This is a genomic window from Pseudomonas fluorescens (genome assembly GCF_030344995.1).
GTDB lineage: Bacteria > Pseudomonadota > Gammaproteobacteria > Pseudomonadales > Pseudomonadaceae > Aquipseudomonas > Aquipseudomonas fluorescens_BF.
Map to the genome: position 1 here is coordinate 4,629,178 of NZ_CP128260.1, position 19,548 is coordinate 4,648,725.

7 protein-coding genes are annotated in these 19,548 nt (G+C 62.9%); 3 read left to right on the forward strand and 4 right to left on the reverse strand.

From position 1 onward, the window contains the following. Nucleotides 1-55: 55 nt before the first annotated feature. Nucleotides 56-13,057 (reverse strand): non-ribosomal peptide synthetase, encoded by a 13,002-nt coding sequence (locus QR290_RS20685; protein ID WP_289203500.1) that lies wholly within the window; start codon nt 13,055-13,057, stop codon nt 56-58. Between the two features lie 380 nt (nt 13,058-13,437). Here QR290_RS20685 and QR290_RS20690 point away from each other — a divergent pair, with 380 nt between their 5' ends. Continuing rightward, nucleotides 13,438-13,992 carry an RNA polymerase factor sigma-70 gene (locus QR290_RS20690; RefSeq protein WP_085700118.1) on the forward strand — a complete coding sequence of 185 codons (555 nt, stop codon included), beginning with the start codon at nt 13,438-13,440 and terminating at the stop codon, nt 13,990-13,992. 72 nt (nt 13,993-14,064) lie between these two features. Here the strand turns inward: QR290_RS20690 and QR290_RS20695 are convergent, their stop codons facing one another. From QR290_RS20695 to QR290_RS20705, 3 genes are all read right to left on the reverse strand, one after another. Further along, nucleotides 14,065-15,078, reverse strand: a complete 1,014-nt coding sequence (locus tag QR290_RS20695; protein ID WP_115078714.1) for a GNAT family N-acetyltransferase — start codon at nt 15,076-15,078, stop codon at nt 14,065-14,067. Nucleotides 15,079-15,165: 87 nt separating this feature from the next. Beyond that, entirely contained in the window at nt 15,166-15,963 is a 798-nt protein-coding gene (locus tag QR290_RS20700; protein ID WP_289203501.1) for a substrate-binding periplasmic protein, read from the reverse strand. A 91-nt stretch (nt 15,964-16,054) separates the two neighbouring features. Continuing rightward, complete coding sequence (locus QR290_RS20705; RefSeq protein ID WP_007955773.1) at nt 16,055-16,678, reverse strand: TetR/AcrR family transcriptional regulator; 624 nt, start codon at nt 16,676-16,678, stop codon at nt 16,055-16,057. Between the two features lie 194 nt (nt 16,679-16,872). On the opposite strand from QR290_RS20705, the gene QR290_RS20710 reads away from it, so the two are divergent. Both QR290_RS20710 and QR290_RS20715 read left to right on the forward strand, forming a co-directional pair. Continuing rightward, the gene (locus tag QR290_RS20710) at nt 16,873-18,663 is read left to right on the forward strand and encodes an acyclic terpene utilization AtuA family protein (protein WP_115078716.1); all 1,791 of its coding nucleotides are present in this window, start codon (nt 16,873-16,875) and stop codon (nt 18,661-18,663) included. 12 nt (nt 18,664-18,675) lie between these two features. Next, on the forward strand, nt 18,676-19,545 hold the full coding sequence (locus QR290_RS20715; protein WP_289203502.1) for an SDR family oxidoreductase: 870 nt from the start codon (nt 18,676-18,678) through the stop codon (nt 19,543-19,545). Nucleotides 19,546-19,548 lie beyond the last annotated feature (3 nt).

The following is a 19,548-nucleotide window of genomic DNA, read 5'->3' on the forward strand; positions in this document are numbered from 1 at the left end:
GACAACGGCTACAGAGAAAAACATGTTTTCTGTAGCCATTGTCGCGGGCTGCGTTTTACAACCCTTCCAGCTCTGCCATCAGGTCATTCAGGCGATCAACCTTCTCCTCGGTAATGTCGCTGGCCGCCAGTCCTTCGATGTACCCGGCCAGTTCCTCCACCGTGCTGCACTCGAACATCGCTCGCAGCGGCACGTCCCGTTGCAGGGCTTTCTGCACCCGCGAAGCGATTTGCGTGGCGAGCAGCGAGTGGCCGCCGAGTTCGAAGAAGTTGTCGCGTACCCCGACCTTCTCGACCTTCAACACCTCGGCCCAGATATCGGCCAGGGTATGCTCCAGTTCGCTGCGCGGCGCCAGGTAATCCTGGCTCTGCAACTGGCCGATCTCCAGTGCTGGCAAGGCCTTGCGGTCGAGTTTGCCGTTGGCGTTGAGCGGCAACCGGTCGAGCCAAAACCAGTGCAGCGGCACCATGTATTCCGGCAATTCGGCGCGCAGACGCTGCTTGATCCGCTCCAGGCGTTCGCTTTGATTCAGTGCGGAATCTGCAGCCACAAGGTAGCCGACCAGATGCTTGCCATTGACGCCTTCCTGCACACCGACCGCCCCGTCACGGACTTCCGGTTGCTCATGCAGACGCGCCTCGATTTCACCCAGCTCGATCCGGTAACCGCGAATCTTCACCTGATGGTCGACCCGTCCGACATATTCCAGCACGCCGTCACTGCGGCGGCGCGCCAGGTCACCGGTGCGATACAGACGTTCGCCCGGCGCACCGAACGGGTTCGGCACGAACACCGGCGCGGTGCGCAGCGGATCGCTGACATACCCGCGACCGACTCCGGTGCCCGCCACGCACAACTCACCTACCGCACCCAGAGGCACCAGATCCAGCGCGCCATCGAGCAGGTACAACAAGTTGTTGTCGGTCGGCGTACCGATCGGCAGGTAACTGCCGCGAGTCGAGGCCAGGTCGACGCGGAAGAACGCCACGTCGTCTGAACATTCCGCCGGGCCGTAAGCGTTGACCAGACCGATCTTCGGATAACGCAGCAACCATTGGTGCGCCAGTTCCGGCGGCATTGCTTCACCGGTCGGCAGCATCCAGCGCAGCCCGTCGAGGCTCAGACGATCCGAAGTGAGCATGCCCTGAATCAGCGACGGCACGCTCTCCAACACGGTGATGCCCTGTTGCTGAACATGCACCAGCAAGCCTTGCGGATCGTGGGCGATGGTGTTCGGCACGATGTCCACCCGCGCCCCGAACAGCGGCGCGGCGAGGAACTGCCAGACCGAAATGTCGAAGCTTTGCGAAGCAGTCTGGGCGATCACATCGGCGTCGCTCAAGTTCAGATACGGCACCTTGCTCAACTGGTTGTTGAGCATGCCGCGCTGCTCGACCATCACGCCTTTCGGCAACCCGGTGGAACCCGAGGTGTAGATCACGTAGGCCAGGTTGTCCGGGCCGCTGAAGATGCCCGGATTCGCCGACGACACCGCGCCGGCCTGAACCTCTTCCCACACCAGCAGGCGTGGACGGTTGGCGCAGCTGAATTCATCCAGCAAGGTCGCCGCCTGTTCACGGCAAGCTTCGGTGCACACCAAAACCGGCGTGAGGCTGAGCTCGATAATGCGTTGCAAACGCTGGCTCGGCAGGCCCGGATCCAGCGGCAGGTAACCGGCACCGGCCTTGAAGCTGCCGATGATCATGCCCAGCAGATCCAGATTACGTTCGCCCAGCAGCGCCACCGGTTGATCCATCTGCACCCCGGCCGTGACCAGTGCATGGCCGAGCCGGTTTGCGTTGACGTTCAGTTGCTCGTAGCTCAACTGCTGATCGAGGCAACTGGCAGCAATGCGTTGCGGATGTTGCGCGACCTGCGCTTCGAACAGTTCGACGTAGCTCTGCTCCAGCGGATAGTCGTGCTCACTCTGGTTGCAACCGTGGAGCAGGAAGTCCTGTTCCTCATGGCCCAGCAGCGGCAAGTCAGCCATGTCGCCATGGAAGCCGTCGACCAGCGCCAGCAGCAGACGCTTGAACTCGCCGAGCATGCGTTCGATGGTCGACTCGTCGAAGTAGCGCTGGTCGTAAGACAGATGCAGACCGAGGTCATCGCCCGGATAGCACACCGCCGTCAGCGGGAAGTTGGTGTGGGTACGGCCCGAATCCGAGGTCGCGTTGAGGCTCTGCGCACGGTCCAGTACCGAAACTTCCACCGGGGCGTTTTCGAACACGAACAGGCTGTCGAACAGCGGCTGGCCTTTCGGCAGTTCGCTCTGCTCCTGGATGTTCACCAGCGGCAGGTATTCGTACTCGCGCAGTTGCATGTTGCTGTCGAGCAGAGCGCTCAGCCACTGACGCACACTGGCGCGCTGGTCGTCCGCCGGGATCTGCACCCGCAGCGCGATACTGTTGATGAACAGGCCGACAGTGCGTTGCATCTCCGGCATTTCCACCGGGCGCCCGGCCACGGTCACGCCAAACAGCACGTCGCGATCACCGCTCAGGCGTCGCAGTACCAGTGCCCACGCCGCTTGGGCGAAGGTGTTGATGGTCAGTTGATGGGCCTGGGCCAACTCGCGCAGACGAGCGCCGTCCTCGACATTCAGTCGGGTGTAGCGGTCGCCGACGATCATGCCGCCGCTTTCACCGGCGTGTTCACGCAGGAACGGACGGTCGCTCGGGATCGGCGTAGTGCGCTCGAAACCTTGCAGGTTCTGCTGCCACCACTGACGCGCCTCGGCCAGGCTCTGGCGTTGCAGCCAGCCGATGTAATCGCGGTAGCGCGGCGGCACCGCCAATTGTGCTTCGCGACCTTCGCCGAGGGCGGTGTAGATCTCGAAGAAATCGTTCATCAGCAGCGAACGGCACCAGGCATCGATCAGGATGTGGTGGTTGCTCATCATGAACCAGTAACGCGCCGCGCCGACCTTGATCAGGCGCAGGTGGAACGGTGCCTGATTGAGCAGATCGAAACCGGCTTCACGCTCGGCCTTGAGCAGCGCTTGCAGTTTCGGCTCCTGCTCGGCGTCAGCGATGGCGCTCCAGTCCAGATACTCGATCGGCGTGCGACCCGGGGTGTGGATCACTTGCAGCATGTCTTCGCCGACGTTCCAGCAGAACGACGCACGCAGCGCTTCGTGACGGGCGACCACCGCTTGCCACGCCTGGGCGAAACGCTCGGGATCGAGTTCGCTGTTGATGCGATAGCGATCCTGCATGTAGTACAGACCGGTGCCCGGCTCGAGCAAGGTGTGCAGCAGCATGCCTTCCTGCATCGGGGTCAGCGGGTACACGTCTTCGATGTGCGCCGCCGGCACCGGCAGTGCGTCGAGTTGCGCCTGGGTCAGTTTCGCCAGCGGGAAGTCCGACGGCGTCAGGCCACCGGCTTCGTCCTGCAGGCAATGTTCGATCAGGCTCTGCAACTCGCCGACGTAGGCATCGGCCAGTTCGTTGATGGTCTGCACGTCGTAGCGTTCTGCGCTGAAGGTCCAGCGCAGCAGCAGTTCCCCGCCGTACACCTGACTGTCGACGCTCAACTCGTTCGGCAGTGGTGCGTGCGGATCGTGGGCCGCACCGACCGATTCATCCAGTGGCCGGAACAGCGCGTCGCTGCCGAAACTCTGATCGAACTGGCCGAGGTAGTTGAAGGTTATCGGTGCGTTCGGCAACGCCGCCATGCTCTGACGGCTGGCGTCATCGGCCAGATAACGCAGCACGCCATAGCCCAGACCTTTGTGCGGCACGGCGCGCAGCTGTTCCTTGATCGCCTTGATCGAAGCGCCCTGCCCCGCGGCTTCTTCGATGTTGTGCGGGGTCAGACGCAACGGATAGGCGCTGGTGAACCAGCCGACGGTGCGGGTCAGGTCGATCTCGTCGAACAGGGTTTCGCGGCCGTGGCCTTCCAGTTGAATCAGTGCCGACGGCTGACCGTTCCAGCGGCACAGCACGCGGGCCAGTGCGGTCAGCAACAGGTCGTTGACCTGCGTGCGATAGGCGCTCGGTGCCTGTTGCAGCAGTTGTTTGGTGCGCTCGGCATCCAGTCGCACGCTGACGGTTTGCGCGTGACGATTCTCGCGACCGCCTTCAGGACGTTCGCACGGCAAATCGGCATTCGGACCGGCGAGCTGCGCCTGCCACCAGCTCAGTTCTTCGCGCAGGGATTCGCTGCCGGCGTAGGCCTGCAAACGCGCCGCCCAGTCCTTGAAGGCGCTGGTTTTCGCCGGCAGTTTCACCGACTGATCGGCGTCGAGCTGGCGATACACGGTTTGCAGATCGTCAAGCAGAACGCGCCATGACACACCGTCGACCACCAGGTGATGAATCGCGATGAACAGTCGTTGCTGAGCGTCCGGCCCATCGACCAACACTGCGCGTAGCAGCGGGCCTTGGGCAAGGTCGAGACTGCGCTGGGCATCAGCAAACAGCGCGGCGCACTTGTCCATCGACGGTACCCGGACTTGCCACAGCACGGCGGCATCGGTCACCGGTTGATGGGTCGCTCGCCATGTGCCGTTGGCCTCGGTGAAGCGCAGACGCAGGGCGTCATGCTGCTCGATCACGGCCAGCAACGCCTGTTCCAGACGATGCGGTTCAAGCACAACAGTCGGCTCCAGCAGCAACGCCTGGTTCCAGTGCTGACGCTCGGGAATCTCGGTGTCGAAGAACCAGTGCTGGATCGGCGTCAGACGCGACTCGCCGGACACCAGACCTTGCTCGGCGGTCACGGTTTCACTGCGACTGGCGACAGCGGCCAACGTCTGCACGGTCTGGTGCTGGAACAGGTCACGAGGGCTGAAGTGAATACCCTGCTGACGCGCCCGGCTGACCACTTGAATCGACAGGATCGAGTCGCCGCCCAGTTCAAAGAAGTTGTCGTTCAGACCAACCTGTTCAACGTTGAGCACCTCGCACCAGATCTGCGCCAGGGTCTGTTCCAGTTCGTTGCTTGGCGCTACGTAATCCTGACGATTGAGCTCCGGATCCGGCGCTGGCAAGGCACGGCGGTCGAGCTTGCCGTTGGCGGTCAGCGGCATGCTGGTCAACAGAATCAAATGGGTCGGCACCATGTAGTCCGGCAGTTGTGTCTTCAGGTGCACCTTCAGCGCTTCGCGCAGTTCGGCTTGCTCGGCTTCGCTTCGCGAAGCGACCTCGGTCACCAGATAGCCAACCAGTTGCTTGCCGCTCGGCGCATCCAGCGCCAGCACCACCGCTTCGCGGATCGAATCGTGATCGAGCAGGCGGGTTTCGATCTCGCCCAGTTCGATCCGGAAACCACGGATCTTCACCTGATGGTCGATCCGCCCCAGGTACTCCACCAGACCGTCGGTACGCTGGCGCACCAGGTCGCCTGTGCGATACATGCGCCCACCATCGGCAGCAAACGGGTCGGCGACGAAACGTTCGGCAGTGATGCCTGCACGCTCGTGATACCCCACCGCCAGACCGGCGCCGCCGACGAACAATTCACCGGTCGCGCCTTGCGGCACCAGCGCCAGATCGGCGTCGAGAATGTAGGCCACGCGATCACCGATCACGCTGCCGATCGGCACACTGCCAGCGCCCTCCTCCAATACTTCCGGCGCAAGGCTGGCCAGCGGCATGACCACGGTTTCGGTCGGGCCATAGGCGTTGAAGAACAGGCTCGGTTTGAACGCTGCGCGAATCCGTTGCAGGTGTTCGCCGGTCAACGCTTCGCCGCCGGTGATGATCATGCGCACCGGCAGGATGTCGTTTTGCGTCGCGAGGAATTGCGCCAACTGGCTGCCGTAGCTCGGGGTGAAACCGAGAATATTGATCCGATGTTCACGGATCAGGCCGCAGATTTCTTCCGCGTCCCACTGCCCCTGCGCACGCAACACTACCTGCGCACCGCTGAGCAGCGGCACCAGCAGACGCTCGGTGGCCGCGTCGAAGTTGATCGAATAGAAGTGCAGCTCGCAATCGTCCGGACGCATCCCGAAGCGCTCGATCACGGCCTGGCAGTGCATGGCAATTTCACCGTGGGACACCACCACGCCTTTCGGCTTGCCGGTGGAACCCGAGGTGTAAATCAGGTACGCCTGATGCTGCGGCAGGCTGATAAACGGCAGCTCGGTAGCCGGGTAATCGGCCAGCGCAACACTGTCGTCTTCCAGGCACCAGCGCGCCACGTTCGACGGCAGTTCGCCGAGGGCCTTGAACATCGCGCGGTCGCTGAGCAACAGGCCGACGCCGCTGTCTTCGATCATGTAATGCAGGCGGTCGAGCGGGTATTCCGGGTCCAGCGGCACATAGGCGCCGCCGGCCTTGAGAATCGCCAGCAGGCCGACGACCATTTCCAGCGAACGCTCCAGCGCCAGACCGACCCGCACTTGCGGGCCGACACCGCGCTCACGCAAGGCCCAGGCCAGACGGTTGGCGCGGGCGTCGAGTTCGGCGTAGCTCAGGGTCTGCCCGGCGAAGGTCAGGGCCGGCGCGTCTTTGCGCGCCAGTGCCTGCTCGGCGAACAGGTGATGGATGCACTGGTCGAGACGACGCTCGCCCGGCTCGACGCCTAGGCTGTCGAGCAATTGCTGTTGCTCAGGCGCATCGAGCAGCGGCAATTCGCTGAGACGCTGCTGCGGGTCAGCGATCAGCGCTTCCAGCAGGTTGCGCCAATGTTTGGCCATGCGCGCAATGGTCGGCTCGTCGAACAAGTCAGTGCTGTACGTCAGGCAGCAACCGAGGCGATGGTCGAGGTCGGTGACCTCCAGGTTGAGGTCGAACTTGGTCGCCCGCGCATCGTTGGCCAGGTACTCAACAGTCATGCCGGCGAGCATGCGGCTCTGCTGAAATTCCCAGCGCTGCACGTTGCACATCACCTGGAACAACGGGTTGTACGCGGCGCTGCGCGGTGGTTGCAAAGCTTCAACCAGATGGTCGAACGGCAGGTCCTGATGGGACTGACCTTCGATCACGGTGTGGCGCACTTGCTCGAACAATTCGCCGACCGACATCTGGCCGTCGAGCTGGCAACGCAACACTTGAGTGTTGAGGAACGCACCGATCAGGCCTTCGCTTTCCGGACGAATCCGGTTGGCAACCGGCGCGCCGATACGCAGATCGGTCTGGCCGCTGTAGCGGTAAAGCAGGGTCGCAAGGGCGGCGGTCATGGTCATGAACAGGGTCAGACCGTTCTGCGCATTGAACGCCCGGACCCGTGCGGCGAGATCGTCGCTGAGGTCGAAACGGAACAGCTCGCCCTGGTGACTTTGCACCGGCGGACGCGGACGGTCGCCCGGCAATTCCAGCAACGGATGCTCGCGGCCCAGTTGCGCGGTCCAGTAATCGAGCTGACGCTGACGCTCGCCGGACTCCAGCCAGTTGCGCTGCCAGACGCTGTAGTCGAGGTACTGCACCGGCAACGGTTCCAGCGGAGATTCGCGGTCATCGACAAACGCTTCGTACAGCGCGCTGAGCTCACGGGCGAAGATGTCCATCGCCCAGCCTTCGGTGACGATGTGGTGCAGGGTCAGGACGAAGTAATGTTCTTGCTCGGCGGTCTTGACCAGACAGGCGCGCAGCAGCGGGCCGGTCTCCAGATCGAACGGCAGGTGCGCTTCGTCGTCGGCCAGTTGCTGGACTTTCTGCTCGCGCTCGTCGGCGGCGAGTCTTGAGAAATCCTTCCAGTCCATGCGCACGCCCGTCTCGGCATGCACCTGCTGACGGGCCACGCCATCGATGCTCGGGAACGTGGTGCGCAGGGTTTCGTGGCGCAGGATCAGCGATTGCAGCGCCGCTTCGAAACGCCCGACATCCAGCACGCCCCGCAGGCGCGCCATGCCGCCGACGTTGTACGCCGGGCTGTCCGGCTCCATCTGCCAGAGGAACCACATGCGCTGTTGGGAATAGGACAGCGGCACCGGTTTGCTGCGATCAACCTTGTCGATCGGCGGCTGTTTGTTGGTGCGGCCACTGGCCTGAATCTGGCGGATCTGTTCGGCGAAATCACCCAGTTCGCTGTGTTCGAACAAGGCACGCAGCGGCAACTCGACGTCGCAGGCCTGACGAGTGCGGGAGATGATTTGGGTGGCCAGCAGCGAGTGACCGCCGAGGGCGAAGAAGTCGTCGCGCAGGCCGACCTGTTTCAGGCCCAGCACTTCGCGCCAGATCGCGGCGATCTGCTGCTCCAGCTCGGTGACCGGCTCGACGTGTTCGCGCACCTGCCATTGCGGCTCGGGCAAGGCGCGGCGGTCGAGTTTGCCGCTCGGGCTCAGGGGCATTGCGTCCAGGCGCATCAGTTGCGCCGGAACCATGTATTCCGGCAGCTCGGCAGCCAGTGCGGCTTTCAGGCGAGCGATTTGCCCGTCCTGATCTTCACTGGCATCAGTAGCGGTGAAGTAGCCGATCAGTTGCGGACCAGCGACGGTTTCACGCACCAGCACGGCAGCCTGAGCGACGCCATCCTGAGCCAGCAGACGCGCTTCGATTTCTTCCGGCTCGACGCGGAAGCCGCGCAGTTTGACCTGCTGATCGAGACGGCCGAGGTATTCGATCACGCCATCATTCGTCCAGCGTGCGCGGTCACCGGTGCGGTACAGACGCGCGCCCTGCTCGCCCAGCGGATCGACCACGAAACGTTCGGCGGTCAGCGCCGGGCGGCCGAGATAACCACGGGCCAGGCCGATGCCGCTGATGCACAGTTCACCCGGCACACCGGCCGGCACTGGATTCAGATCGCTGTCGAGCACGCGGCAAACCACGTTGCCCAGCGGACGACCAATCGGCGAACGCTCGCCATCCGCCACGCTGCAATGCCAGTGAGTGACGTTGATCGCGGTTTCGGTCGGGCCGTAACGGTTGTGCAGTTGCACCGCCGGCAGTTGCGCCAGCACGCGGTTGCGCAGTTCCGCCGGCAGCGCTTCACCGCCGGAGAACACGCGACGCAGGCTGGTGCATTCGGCGCTCAACGGTTCATCGATGAACAGCGAAAGCAGCGGCGGCACGAAGTGCAGCGTGGTCACGCCGTATTGCTGAACCAGCTGTGCAATGCGGTGCGGATCACGGTGTTCACCGGGGCCGGCGATCAGCAGGCGTGCGCCGGTGATCAGCGGCCAGAAGCACTCCCACACCGACACGTCGAAACTGATCGGCGCCTTTTGCATCAACACGTCGGTGTCGTTCAGGCGATAGCTGTTCTGCATCCATTGCAGACGCTCGGCCAGCGCCGCGTGGGTGTTGCCCACGCCTTTCGGTTGGCCGGTGGAGCCGGAGGTGTAAATCACGTAGGCAAGGTTGTCATCGTGCAGGTGCAGGCCCGGTGCCTGGCTCGGCCAGTTCTCCAGATGCAGGGTATCCATGGCGATCACGCTGACGCCTTCGCTGGCCGGCAAGCGGTCGAGCAATGCGGTCTGGGTCAGCAGCAGTTCGACACCGCTGTCGCTGAGCATGTAGGCCAGACGATCGGCCGGGTAATCCGGGTCCAGCGGCACGTAGGCGCCACCGGCCTTGACGATCGCCAGCAGGCCGATCAGCAATTGCGGTGAACGCTCGGCGGCGATGGCCACGCACACATCCGGGCCGACGCCCTTGTCGCGCAGGTAATGGGCCAAACGGTTGGCCTGAGCGTGCAGTTCGGCAAAGTCGAGGCTGCCACCGTCCCATACCAGCGCGGTGCGAACCGGGGTCTGACGGGCCTGTTCGTTGAGCAGTTCCGGCAGCCATTGTTGCGCCGGGGTGCACGGAGCGACGTTCCAGGTGTTTTGCTGAGTGTGTTCGGTGGCGGTCAGCAGCGGTAGGTCACCGATGGCTTGTTCCGGACGTTCGCAGACTGCACGCAGCAGGTTGCTGAAATGCTCGGCGAGACGTCCGATGGTCGCCGCGTCGAACAGCTCATCGGCGTAGTCGAAGGACAGCGTCAGGCGACCGTTACGGTCTTCTTCACTGTGCAGTTGCAGATCGAACTTGGCTTCGCGGCTGTGCCACGGCAGCTCTTCGGCGAGCAGGCCCGGCAGACGTTTGAGCGCACTCAGGTCGCGCTGCTGGTGGTTGAACATGACCTGGAACAGACCTTGTTCGCGGGCCTGCGGGAAGGCTTCGAGCAGTTGTTCGAACGGCAGGTCCTGATTCGCCTGCGCACCGAGAGCCGCCTGACGGGTTTGCGCCAGCAATTCGGTGAACGGCAGACGCGAATCGACGTCGGCGCGCAGCACCTGGGTGTTGATGAAGAAGCCGATCAGGCCCTGGGTTTCCAGACGCGGACGGTTGGCGTTCGGCACGCCGATGCGAATGTCGCGCTGGCCGCTGTAGCGATGCAACAGGCTCTGGAACGCCGAGAGCAGCAGCATGAATGGCGTGGACTGATAAGCCTGGGCCGTCTGGCGAATGGCATCGCTGAGGCTGATTCCGAGGCGAACGCTGTGGCGCGCGGCGCTGTGTTTTTGCTTGGTCGAACGCGGATGGTCGGTCGCCAGTTCCAGGGTCGGATGCTCGTCACCCAATTGCGCTTTCCAGTACGCCAGTTGCCGCTCGCCCTCGCCTTGCGCCAGCCATTGGCGCTGCCAGCTGCCGTAGTCGGCGTATTGGGTTGGCAGCGGCGCGAGTTCGGCGCGCAGGCCTTGGGATGCGGCGGCGTACAGGCGCGAGAACTCGTCGATCAGCACGTTCAGCGACCAACCGTCGGCGATGATGTGGTGCATGGTCACCAGTAACTGGTGATCTTCGTCGTCGAGTCGAACCAGCGTCACCCACAGCAGCGGGCCTTTCTCCAGGTCGAACTGGGTGCGGGCTTCGTCTTCGCGGATCTGTTGTGCGCGGGCTTCACGTTCGCCGGGCGGCAGGTCGCTGATGTCGATCAGTTGCAGGTTGAACTCACCCGCTGCTCCGACCTGTTGCAGGGCCACGCCGTCGCGTTCGAAGAAGCGCGTACGCAGGGATTCGTGGCGTTCGATCAGTTGCTGGAAACTGGCGCGCAGGGCGTCTTCGTCCAGTTCGCCACGCAGGCGCAGGGCACCGGGGATGTTGTAGGCGCTGCTCTGCGGATCGAGCTGCCAAGTGATCCACAGACGGTTTTGCGCCAGGGATTGCGGCAAGGCTTCGTTGCGCGACAGCGCGGTGATTTCGCCTTGGGCGCTGCCGCCGTCCTGTTGCTGTTGCGCCACGGTTGCGGCGAACGCGGACAGGGTCGGGGCTTCGAACAGCAGACGCAGGTTCAGCTCCAGGCTCAGCTCTTCGCGCACCTTGGCGATCACTTGGGCGGCGGCGATCGAGTTACCGCCAAGCAGGAAGAAGTGGTCGTCGGCGTTGACCTGTTTGACGTTCAACTGCTCGGCCCAGATTCTGCCGATCAACGCTTCCAGTTCGGAGGCGGACGCGGTCGAGTCATGAGCGTTTTCAGCGGTGGCCGACGGGAACACCGCATAGCTGTCGAGGCTGCCGTCAGCCAGACGATTGCGGCAGGCCGAACGTTGCAGCTTGCCGCTGGAGGTCTTCGGCAGCGCGCCCGGATTGAGCAGCACCACCACACTCGGCGCTTCCTGATACGCCTCGGCCACGGCCTGGCGGATGGCTTTGATCAGCGCTTCGGGAGGTAGAATTTTCTGCACGCTGCGGCTGATTTCCGCCGCGATGCCGATGCCTTCTTCGCCATTCTGATTGACGGCGAATGCTGCGACGCGGCCCTTGCGCACCACTTCCACTTCGTTCTCGACCGTCTTCTCGAGGTCCTGCGGATAGAGGTTGTGACCGCGCACGATCAGCATGTCTTTCAGGCGTCCGGTGATGAACAGTTCACCGTCGCGAATGAAGCCCAGGTCACCGGTGCGCAGCCAGGTCTGGCCGGCGTGCTGCACGAAGGTCTTGGCGCTGGCCTCGGGGTTGCGCCAGTAGCCGTGGGCGATGCTCGGGCCGGTTGCCCAGACTTCACCGACGGCGTTGTCGGCCAGTTCTTCGAGGGTATTCGGCTCTACGATCAGCACGGCATGCTCGGGCTGGCTGATGCCGCAACTCATGATCGGGCTGCCCTCGCCCGGCTCGGCGCGGTTCTGTGCCAGGGCTTGATCGTCCACGCGCAGCGCAGGAATGCCAGTGCCGCGCGGTGTGCCGGCGACGAACAGGGTCGCTTCGGCCAGACCGTAGGACGCCATGAAGCTGCTTTCGCTGAAGCCACACGCGGTGAATTTCTCGGCGAAGCGCTCGAGGGTGTCGAGACGGATCGGCTCTGAGCCGGAATAGGCCACGCGCCAGCAGCTCAGGTCGAGGCGTTCCAGCGCCGATTCGCTGACCCGCTCGCTGCACAGACGGTAGGCAAAGTCCGGTCCGCCGCTGATGGTGCCGCCGTATTGGCTGATCGCTTCGAGCCAGCGCAACGGCCGGCCGAGGAAGTACGCCGGCGACATCAGTATGCACGGCACGCCGCTGAAGATCGGTTGCAGCAGACCGCCGATCAGGCCCATGTCGTGGTACAGCGGCAGCCAGCTGACGATCACGTCGTCCGGGTTCACATCGATGCCGAAGCCGTGGCGAATCAGCAGTTCGTTGGCCACCAGGTTGCCGTGGCTGACCTGCACACCCTTGGGTAGCGCGGTGGAGCCGGAGGTGTATTGCAGGAAGGCGATGTGGTCTAGCGGCAGGGTCGGCTCGACCCAGCGTTCGGCCAGCGAAGCGTCAAGGGTGTCGACGCACAACAGCGGCGGCGCACCTTCGATTTGCTGCAAGGCGTCGCGCAGGTCGGCACTGGTCAGCAGCAGGCGCGGTTCGGCGTCGGCGATGATCGACAGCAGGCGTTCCTGATGGTGACGCTTGGCCGACTCCGGCGGATAGGCCGGCACCGCGATCACGCCCGCGTACAGGCAACCAAAGAACGCCGCGACGTAATCCGGGCCGCTCGGGAACAGCAACACTGCGCGATCACCGAAACCGGCCTCGGCTTGCAACGCTGCCGCGATGGTCCGCGCGCGCTGATCGAGTTCGCGATAACTGAGCACCACAGCCTGCTCCTCGGTTTCGGCGAGAAAGCGCAAGGCCAGCCGATCCGGCGTCAGGGCCGCGCGGCGCTGGAGGGCTTGGACCAGGGTGCTGGGGAGTTCGAACGCGTCGGTCATGAGGTTTCCTGCCTGAATTCGGCTTGCTGGTGGAATCGGGTTGGCTGCGGCATGCCCGTGCAAGGCATGCGGGACACGGTCTTCGCCGACCGTGCAAGGCATTGGAATGCGGTAGGTCCGGGGCTGCGTACCCGGATCCATTCACCAATGAGAACGGATGACGTCTTGAAATAATTAGTCGGCAGGCTGGATCACCAACGGGGCTGGGCGCTTGGGCAAGTGCGGCGGCGTGTCGCAGTTCACGGATCGCACCGTTATGGATCATTAGTTCTCTTTCTCAATTGACAATCATTATCATTCAACATAATTTGTCGCTCGATGTGTAGGACGGCCCCGTCCCCCAGGCGTCCCACTAACCTATTGGCAGCAAGGTGATTTCCATGACGGAACAAGTATCCACAAGCAGGTGCGATTCACCGCTACTTCAGGCATTCGTCGACAATCGACTGATTCTGGTCAAGATTGCAGCCCGCATTACCGGCTGCCGGTCACGCGCCGAAGATGTGGTGCAGGATGCGTTCTTCCGACTGCAGTCGGCCCCACCGATCACGTCGTCGATCAAGGCCCAGCTGAGTTATCTGTTCCAGATCGTGCGCAATCTGGCGATCGATCACTACCGCAAACAGGCGCTGGAGCAGAAGTACGCCGGCCCCGAGGAGGAAGGGTTGAACGTGGTCATTCAGGGCGCTTCGCCGGAAACCTCGCACATCAACTTCTCGACCCTGGAACACATCGCCGATGCGCTGACCGAGTTGCCGGTCCGCACCCGCTACGCGTTCGAGATGTACCGTCTGCACGGCGTGCCGCAGAAGGACATCGCCAAGGAACTCGGCGTTTCGCCGACCCTGGTCAACTTCATGATTCGTGATGCGCTGGTGCATTGCCGCAAGGTATCCGGCAGCCGCGCCGATGCCATGTCCGCGAACCGTCGCTGACAAGAATCAGCCGCAAAAAAAGATCGCAGCCTTCGTCGAAGGGCTGCGATCTTTTTTGTTTTCAGCGAAATATCACACCAGCGTGCACCGGTCGAAAAAGCGCTCGCGCCCGAGGATCATCAGCGCCGCACGCTTGTGCGGGAAGTCGAATTCCTTTTCGCAGTGGAAGCACTGGTTGTGCATGTGGCCGATCATCTTCGCGTTGTCGGCGCGCGGTTCGGCGACAACTCGTTGAGTGCGCGGATCATCCAGGAACAGGTAGTGCACCAGCGCCGACAGCCAGCTCGCCACTTTGTGCGGGCCGCGATGGTCTTCTTCCCCGACCAGCATGTGAATGCCGCGATCGTAATTGTCGGCATCGTAGAACGGCGCGATGCGGTCTTCCTTGGCCCAGTAGGCTTCGAAATAGGCAAACGGCTGATCGTCGAAACAGCCAATCAACGTCAAGGTGTGCGGGTCGGCATCGAGCTTGCTCAGGTACTCGCGATGCTGTTCGAGACTGCCCTCTTCCTGCCAGAAACTGGCGACTCGCGGGCTGTTCTGCCAGCGATTGAAACGCGCAAGATCCTGCTCGATCTCCACCGTTCGCAGAGAAATCCAGGCACCGAGACGCGCATCGAAACGTCGGTAGACCTCACCGCGCGGTTTCACTGGTCGCAGCGGATGGCGCTTGCCGTTGCTGATGACCATCTGCTGCGGATAACTGCCCGTCAGCGAGGTGCCGAGCCACGGTTGCGGCAGTTGCCAGAACAGCGTGCGCTCGCAGCGATATTCGCCCGCCACTTCAGTGCCCACCAGCAAACCGCTGAACAAGGCTTCGGTCGGCGACTGATCCAGTTGCCAGATCAATTGCTGACGCGCCGGATCCTGGGCAAACAACCAATAACAGGCCGCCCACAGCGCCTGGCCTGGCGGCAACGCATAACGTTCATCGACCTGGATCGCACCCAGGCCTTCACGATCGAGACGCAGGCGAATCAGCGGTTGCCCGTCCAGGCTCAGGCTCAGACGGCTTTCGGTGGCATCGGCTACCAGTTGGCTGCCCGAAGGCAGGGCCAGGGCAGTCAGGTCATTCAGATTGGACATGGGTCGGGCTCACGATAATCGTCGACAGTTCAACGATGGGACGTGAGCCGGGGCGGGAAATTTAGGCCGGACGCGAAAAACCGCCGGTCATTGATGCGGCACCGGTACCACCGCAATCTTGTACGGATCGAAGATCTTCAGCATCTGTCCGTTGTCGCGCAGGCCTTGCAGCAGCTTGCCGAACGCTTCGCCGGTGATCGGCGCCTTCGGACTGAGAATCGCGTAATGGTGGTAGATCTGGTCGATGCGCTGGGACACCAGCAACTCGTCGCGCACCTTTTCGTTGCGCAGCAGGTAATCGAACAGGTACGAGCGGGTCACCAACGCAATGTCCGCGCGCCCGCGCAAGACCATCAACAGGTTGCTGTCGTGGGAATAGGTCAGCGTGGCGCTGTAGGTTTCCGCGAGGTATTTGGGATCGGCATTGAAGTTGGCGAATTCATAGTGATAGCCGCTGTACAGCGCCAGTCGTTTGCCCTTGAGATCGGCGAAGTAATTCTGCTGGCGTCCGGGCTTGTTCTGCGCGACGAAAATCTCCGCGTCCTCCAGGCCCATGTCGACGGTGACGTGGGGAATGTCTTTCCAGCCCCACTCCGGGTTTTCGAAGATAGCCATGTCGGTGCGGCCATCCTTGAAATCGCCAAACCGGCGAGGAATCGAGGTGGGCACCAGTTCGAAACGATAGTCGCTCTGGGCGCTGTTCAAAGCCGCGACCAACTCTGGCAGCAGACCGGTGTCGGCGCCGTTTTCCGGGCGAATGGTGTAGGGCGGAAAATGCGCCGCGCCCACCCGAACCACTTGCGCCGCCGGAGCAGACAATACCCATGATGCAGCCAGCGCTGCGAGCATCAGCCCTGCGGCCGTCCGAATTGGCGAAGACTTCAAAACACCCCACTCCCCGAAAAAGTACCGATCATTGCATTCAAGCTAGGCGGTTTCGCCCAGTTAGCCAGTTTCCCGACCCGATAGAAAGCGTCTAGCGCTCTTCGAGTACCAGAATCAGCGCTTCTTCGGCCAGTTGATCCAGGCTCAGGCTGCCGCCGGCGCGGAACCAGGTGGTGGTCCAGGACAATGCGCCCGTGAGAAAACGTCGGGTAATGAACACGTCGCCACGGATGAACCCCGCCTCTTTGGCCTCGCCCAGCACTTGCAGCCAGAGGTCTTCGTAGATGTCGCGCAGCGCCAGCACTTTTGCCTGGCCATCCTCGGACAGCGAGCGCCATTCATACACCAGCACCGCCATCGCCTCGCCGCTGCCGCCCATGATCGACTGCAATTCGCAGCGGATCAGCGCCAGCACCCGCTCGCGCACATCGGCAGCATCGGCAAGGGCCGCACGCATCAGCGCGGTGTTGTAGCGGATGGTTTCTTCCATCACCGCCCGCAGGATTTCATCCTTGCTCTTGAAGTGATGAAAGATGCTGCCGGACTGAATCCCCACGGCACCGGCCAGATCGCGCACCGTGGTGCGCTCGTAGCCTTTGTTGCGAAACAGGTGGGCCGCCACTTGCAGCAATTTGCCGCGAGCGCTGTCCGGATCGGTCAGCTGGCCGGCATCGACCAGTTCACGCATGACCCTCAGGGCTTTTTGCTCGTCCACCCGTTCTCTCCTACAGTCGATCAGTCAAATGCGCCGTACGCCGCAGAAACGGCGGGATTGCGCGGGCAATTTAAGCCGCCGGCGGGTACCAAGCAAGCGCTTGGGCAGAAGATAATTTCAGCTGTTTACAAACCAAGCGCTTGCTTGGTAGCCTCGATGCACTTCTGTCACAGGTTCCTGAGTCGGAGATCAAAATGCCCACCACGGTTCGCATCGGATGCGCCAGCGCATTCTGGGGAGACACCTCGACCGCCGCCGCGCAGCTGGTGGCCGCAGGACAGCTGGATTATCTGGTCTTCGACTACCTGGCCGAAATCACCATGTCGATCATGGCCGGCGCGCGCATGAAGGACCCGCAGGCCGGGTTCGCCGGCGATTTCATCGAAGTCCTCGCGCCATTGCTGCCGCAACTGGCGGAACAGAACATTCGCGTCATCAGCAATGCCGGCGGGGTCAATCCAAAGGCCTGCGCCGCCGCCCTGCAAGCGGCCTGCGACAAGGCTGGCGTAGCGCTGAAAATCGCCGTGCTGTCGGGCGATGACCTGCAACCGCAATTCAAACAACTTGCCACCCAAGGCATTACGGAAATGTTCAGCGGCGCCCCGCTGCCGCCAATGTGCGTGTCGACCAACGCCTACCTCGGCGCACCGGGCATTGTCGAAGCGCTGCGTCTGGGCGCCGACATCGTCATCACCGGCCGGGTGGTCGACAGCGCAGTAGTGAGTGCCGCGCTGGTGCATGAATTCGGTTGGTCGTGGCACGACTACGACAAACTCGCACAAGCCGCTCTGGCCGGGCACATCATCGAATGCGGCGCGCAGTGCACCGGCGGCAATTTCACCGACTGGCGTGACGTGCCGGATTACGAACACATCGGTTTCCCGATCGTCGAAGTCAGCGCCGATGGCCAGTTCATCGTCAGCAAACCCGAAGGCTCCGGCGGGCTGGTCACGCCGCTGACCGTCGGCGAGCAGATGCTCTACGAAATCGGCGATCCGCAGGCCTATCTGTTACCCGATGTGGTCTGCGATTTCAGCCAGGTCAAACTCCAGCAACAGGGCAAAAACGCCGTCCGGGTCCACGGCGCCAAAGGCTTGCCGCCCAGCGACCAATACAAGGTCAGCGCAACGTATCCGGACGGTTTCCGTTGCGCCGCCAGTTGCCTGATCGCCGGCATCGATGCCGTAGAGAAAGCCCGGCGCGTCAGCCAGGCGATCCTCGATAAAACCTCGGAAATGCTCGACCAGAAAAGCCTCGGCCCCTACACCGAAACCCACGTCGAACTGCTCGGCAGCGAAGCCACCTACGGCCCTCACGGCCAGCGCCGTGACAGTCGCGAAGTGGTGATCAAACTCGCCGTGCGTCACCCGAACAAACAAGCCTTGATCCTGTTCTCCCGGGAAATCGCCCAGGCCGCGACCGGCATGGCGCCGGGGCTGACCGGCATCGTCGGCGGGCGGCCGACGGTGTATCCGCTGATCCGGCTGTTCTCGTTCCTGATCGACAAAAGCGCCTGCACATTGCAGATCGACATCGCCGGCGAATCTCACCCGTTCGCCCTGCCCGCCCCCGCCATCCTCGACAGCCAGGATCTGCCCCTGCCCCACGAAACGCCCAAACCCCAGGGCCGCGCCGACGCGAGTGTGCCGCTGGTGAAACTGGCCGTGGCGCGCTCCGGCGACAAGGGCAATCACAGCAACATCGGCGTCATGCCGCGCCGCCCGGAATACCTGCCGTGGATCGCCGAAGCACTGACCCCGGCGGTGGTCGTCGACTGGATGAACCATGTCCTCGACCCGATTCACGGCCGGGTTGAACGCTGGTATCTGCCGGGCACCCACAGCCTCAACTTCCTGCTGGAAAACGCCCTTGGTGGCGGCGGCGTGGCGAGTCTGCGCATCGACCCGCAAGGCAAGGCCTTCGCCCAACAACTACTGGAAATCCAGATCCCGGTGCCGCAGAGCATCGCCGAACAGTTCGACTAGAGGATTGGCACCATGGCGTTCGAATCGATTTTCCGGGCTGATCTGTTCAGCGGTCAGACCGTCATCGTCACCGGCGGCGGCAGTGGCATCGGGCGTTGCACCGCCCATGAACTGGCGGCGCTCGGGGCCAACGTTGTACTGGTCGGACGCAAACCGGAAAAGCTGCAAACCGTCGCCGCCGAAATTGCCGAGGACGGCGGTCGCGCCCACTGGAAGGCTTGCGATATCCGTGACGAAGAAGCCGTAAAGGCGCTGGTCAGCGAACTGATCCGCGAACACGGGCCGATCCACGGGCTGGTCAACAATGCCGGCGGCCAGTACCCATCGCCGCTGGCCTCGATCAATCAGAAAGGTTTCGAAACCGTACTGCGGACCAATCTGGTCGGCGGTTTCCTGATGGCCCGCGAAGTGTTCAACCTGTCGATGAGCAAACACGGCGGCAGCATCGTCAACATGCTCGCCGACATGTGGGGCGGCATGCCCGGCATGGGCCATTCCGGCGCCGCGCGCTCGGGCATGGACAACTTCACCAAAACAGCGGCGTTCGAATGGGGTTATGCCGGTGTTCGAGTGAATGCAGTGGCGCCGGGCTGGATCGCTTCCAGCGGTATGGACACTTACGAAGGCGCGCTCAAAGCCGTGATCCCGACCTTGCGCGAACACGTGCCGCTCAAGCGCATCGGCACCGAATCGGAAGTCAGCGCGGCGATCGTGTTTCTGCTCAGCCCGGCTGCCGCGTTCATCAGCGGCAGCACCTTGCGCATCGACGGCGCGGCCAGCCTGGGCAGTCGTGCATGGCCGCTGCACAAGGCGACCCACAGCGAATCCTTCAACGGTTTTCACCGGGCCTACATGCCGGACGTTTTGAAGGACAAGGAGTAAGCC

Coding starts and splice junctions, on each gene's coding strand:
- QR290_RS20685 (WP_289203500.1), bottom strand. CDS start 13,057: ATGACCGACGCGTTCGAACTCCCCAGCACCCTGGTCCAAGCCCTCCAG.
- QR290_RS20690 (WP_085700118.1), top strand. CDS start 13,438: ATGACGGAACAAGTATCCACAAGCAGGTGCGATTCACCGCTACTTCAG.
- QR290_RS20695 (WP_115078714.1), bottom strand. CDS start 15,078: ATGTCCAATCTGAATGACCTGACTGCCCTGGCCCTGCCTTCGGGCAGC.
- QR290_RS20710 (WP_115078716.1), top strand. CDS start 16,873: ATGCCCACCACGGTTCGCATCGGATGCGCCAGCGCATTCTGGGGAGAC.
- QR290_RS20715 (WP_289203502.1), top strand. CDS start 18,676: ATGGCGTTCGAATCGATTTTCCGGGCTGATCTGTTCAGCGGTCAGACC.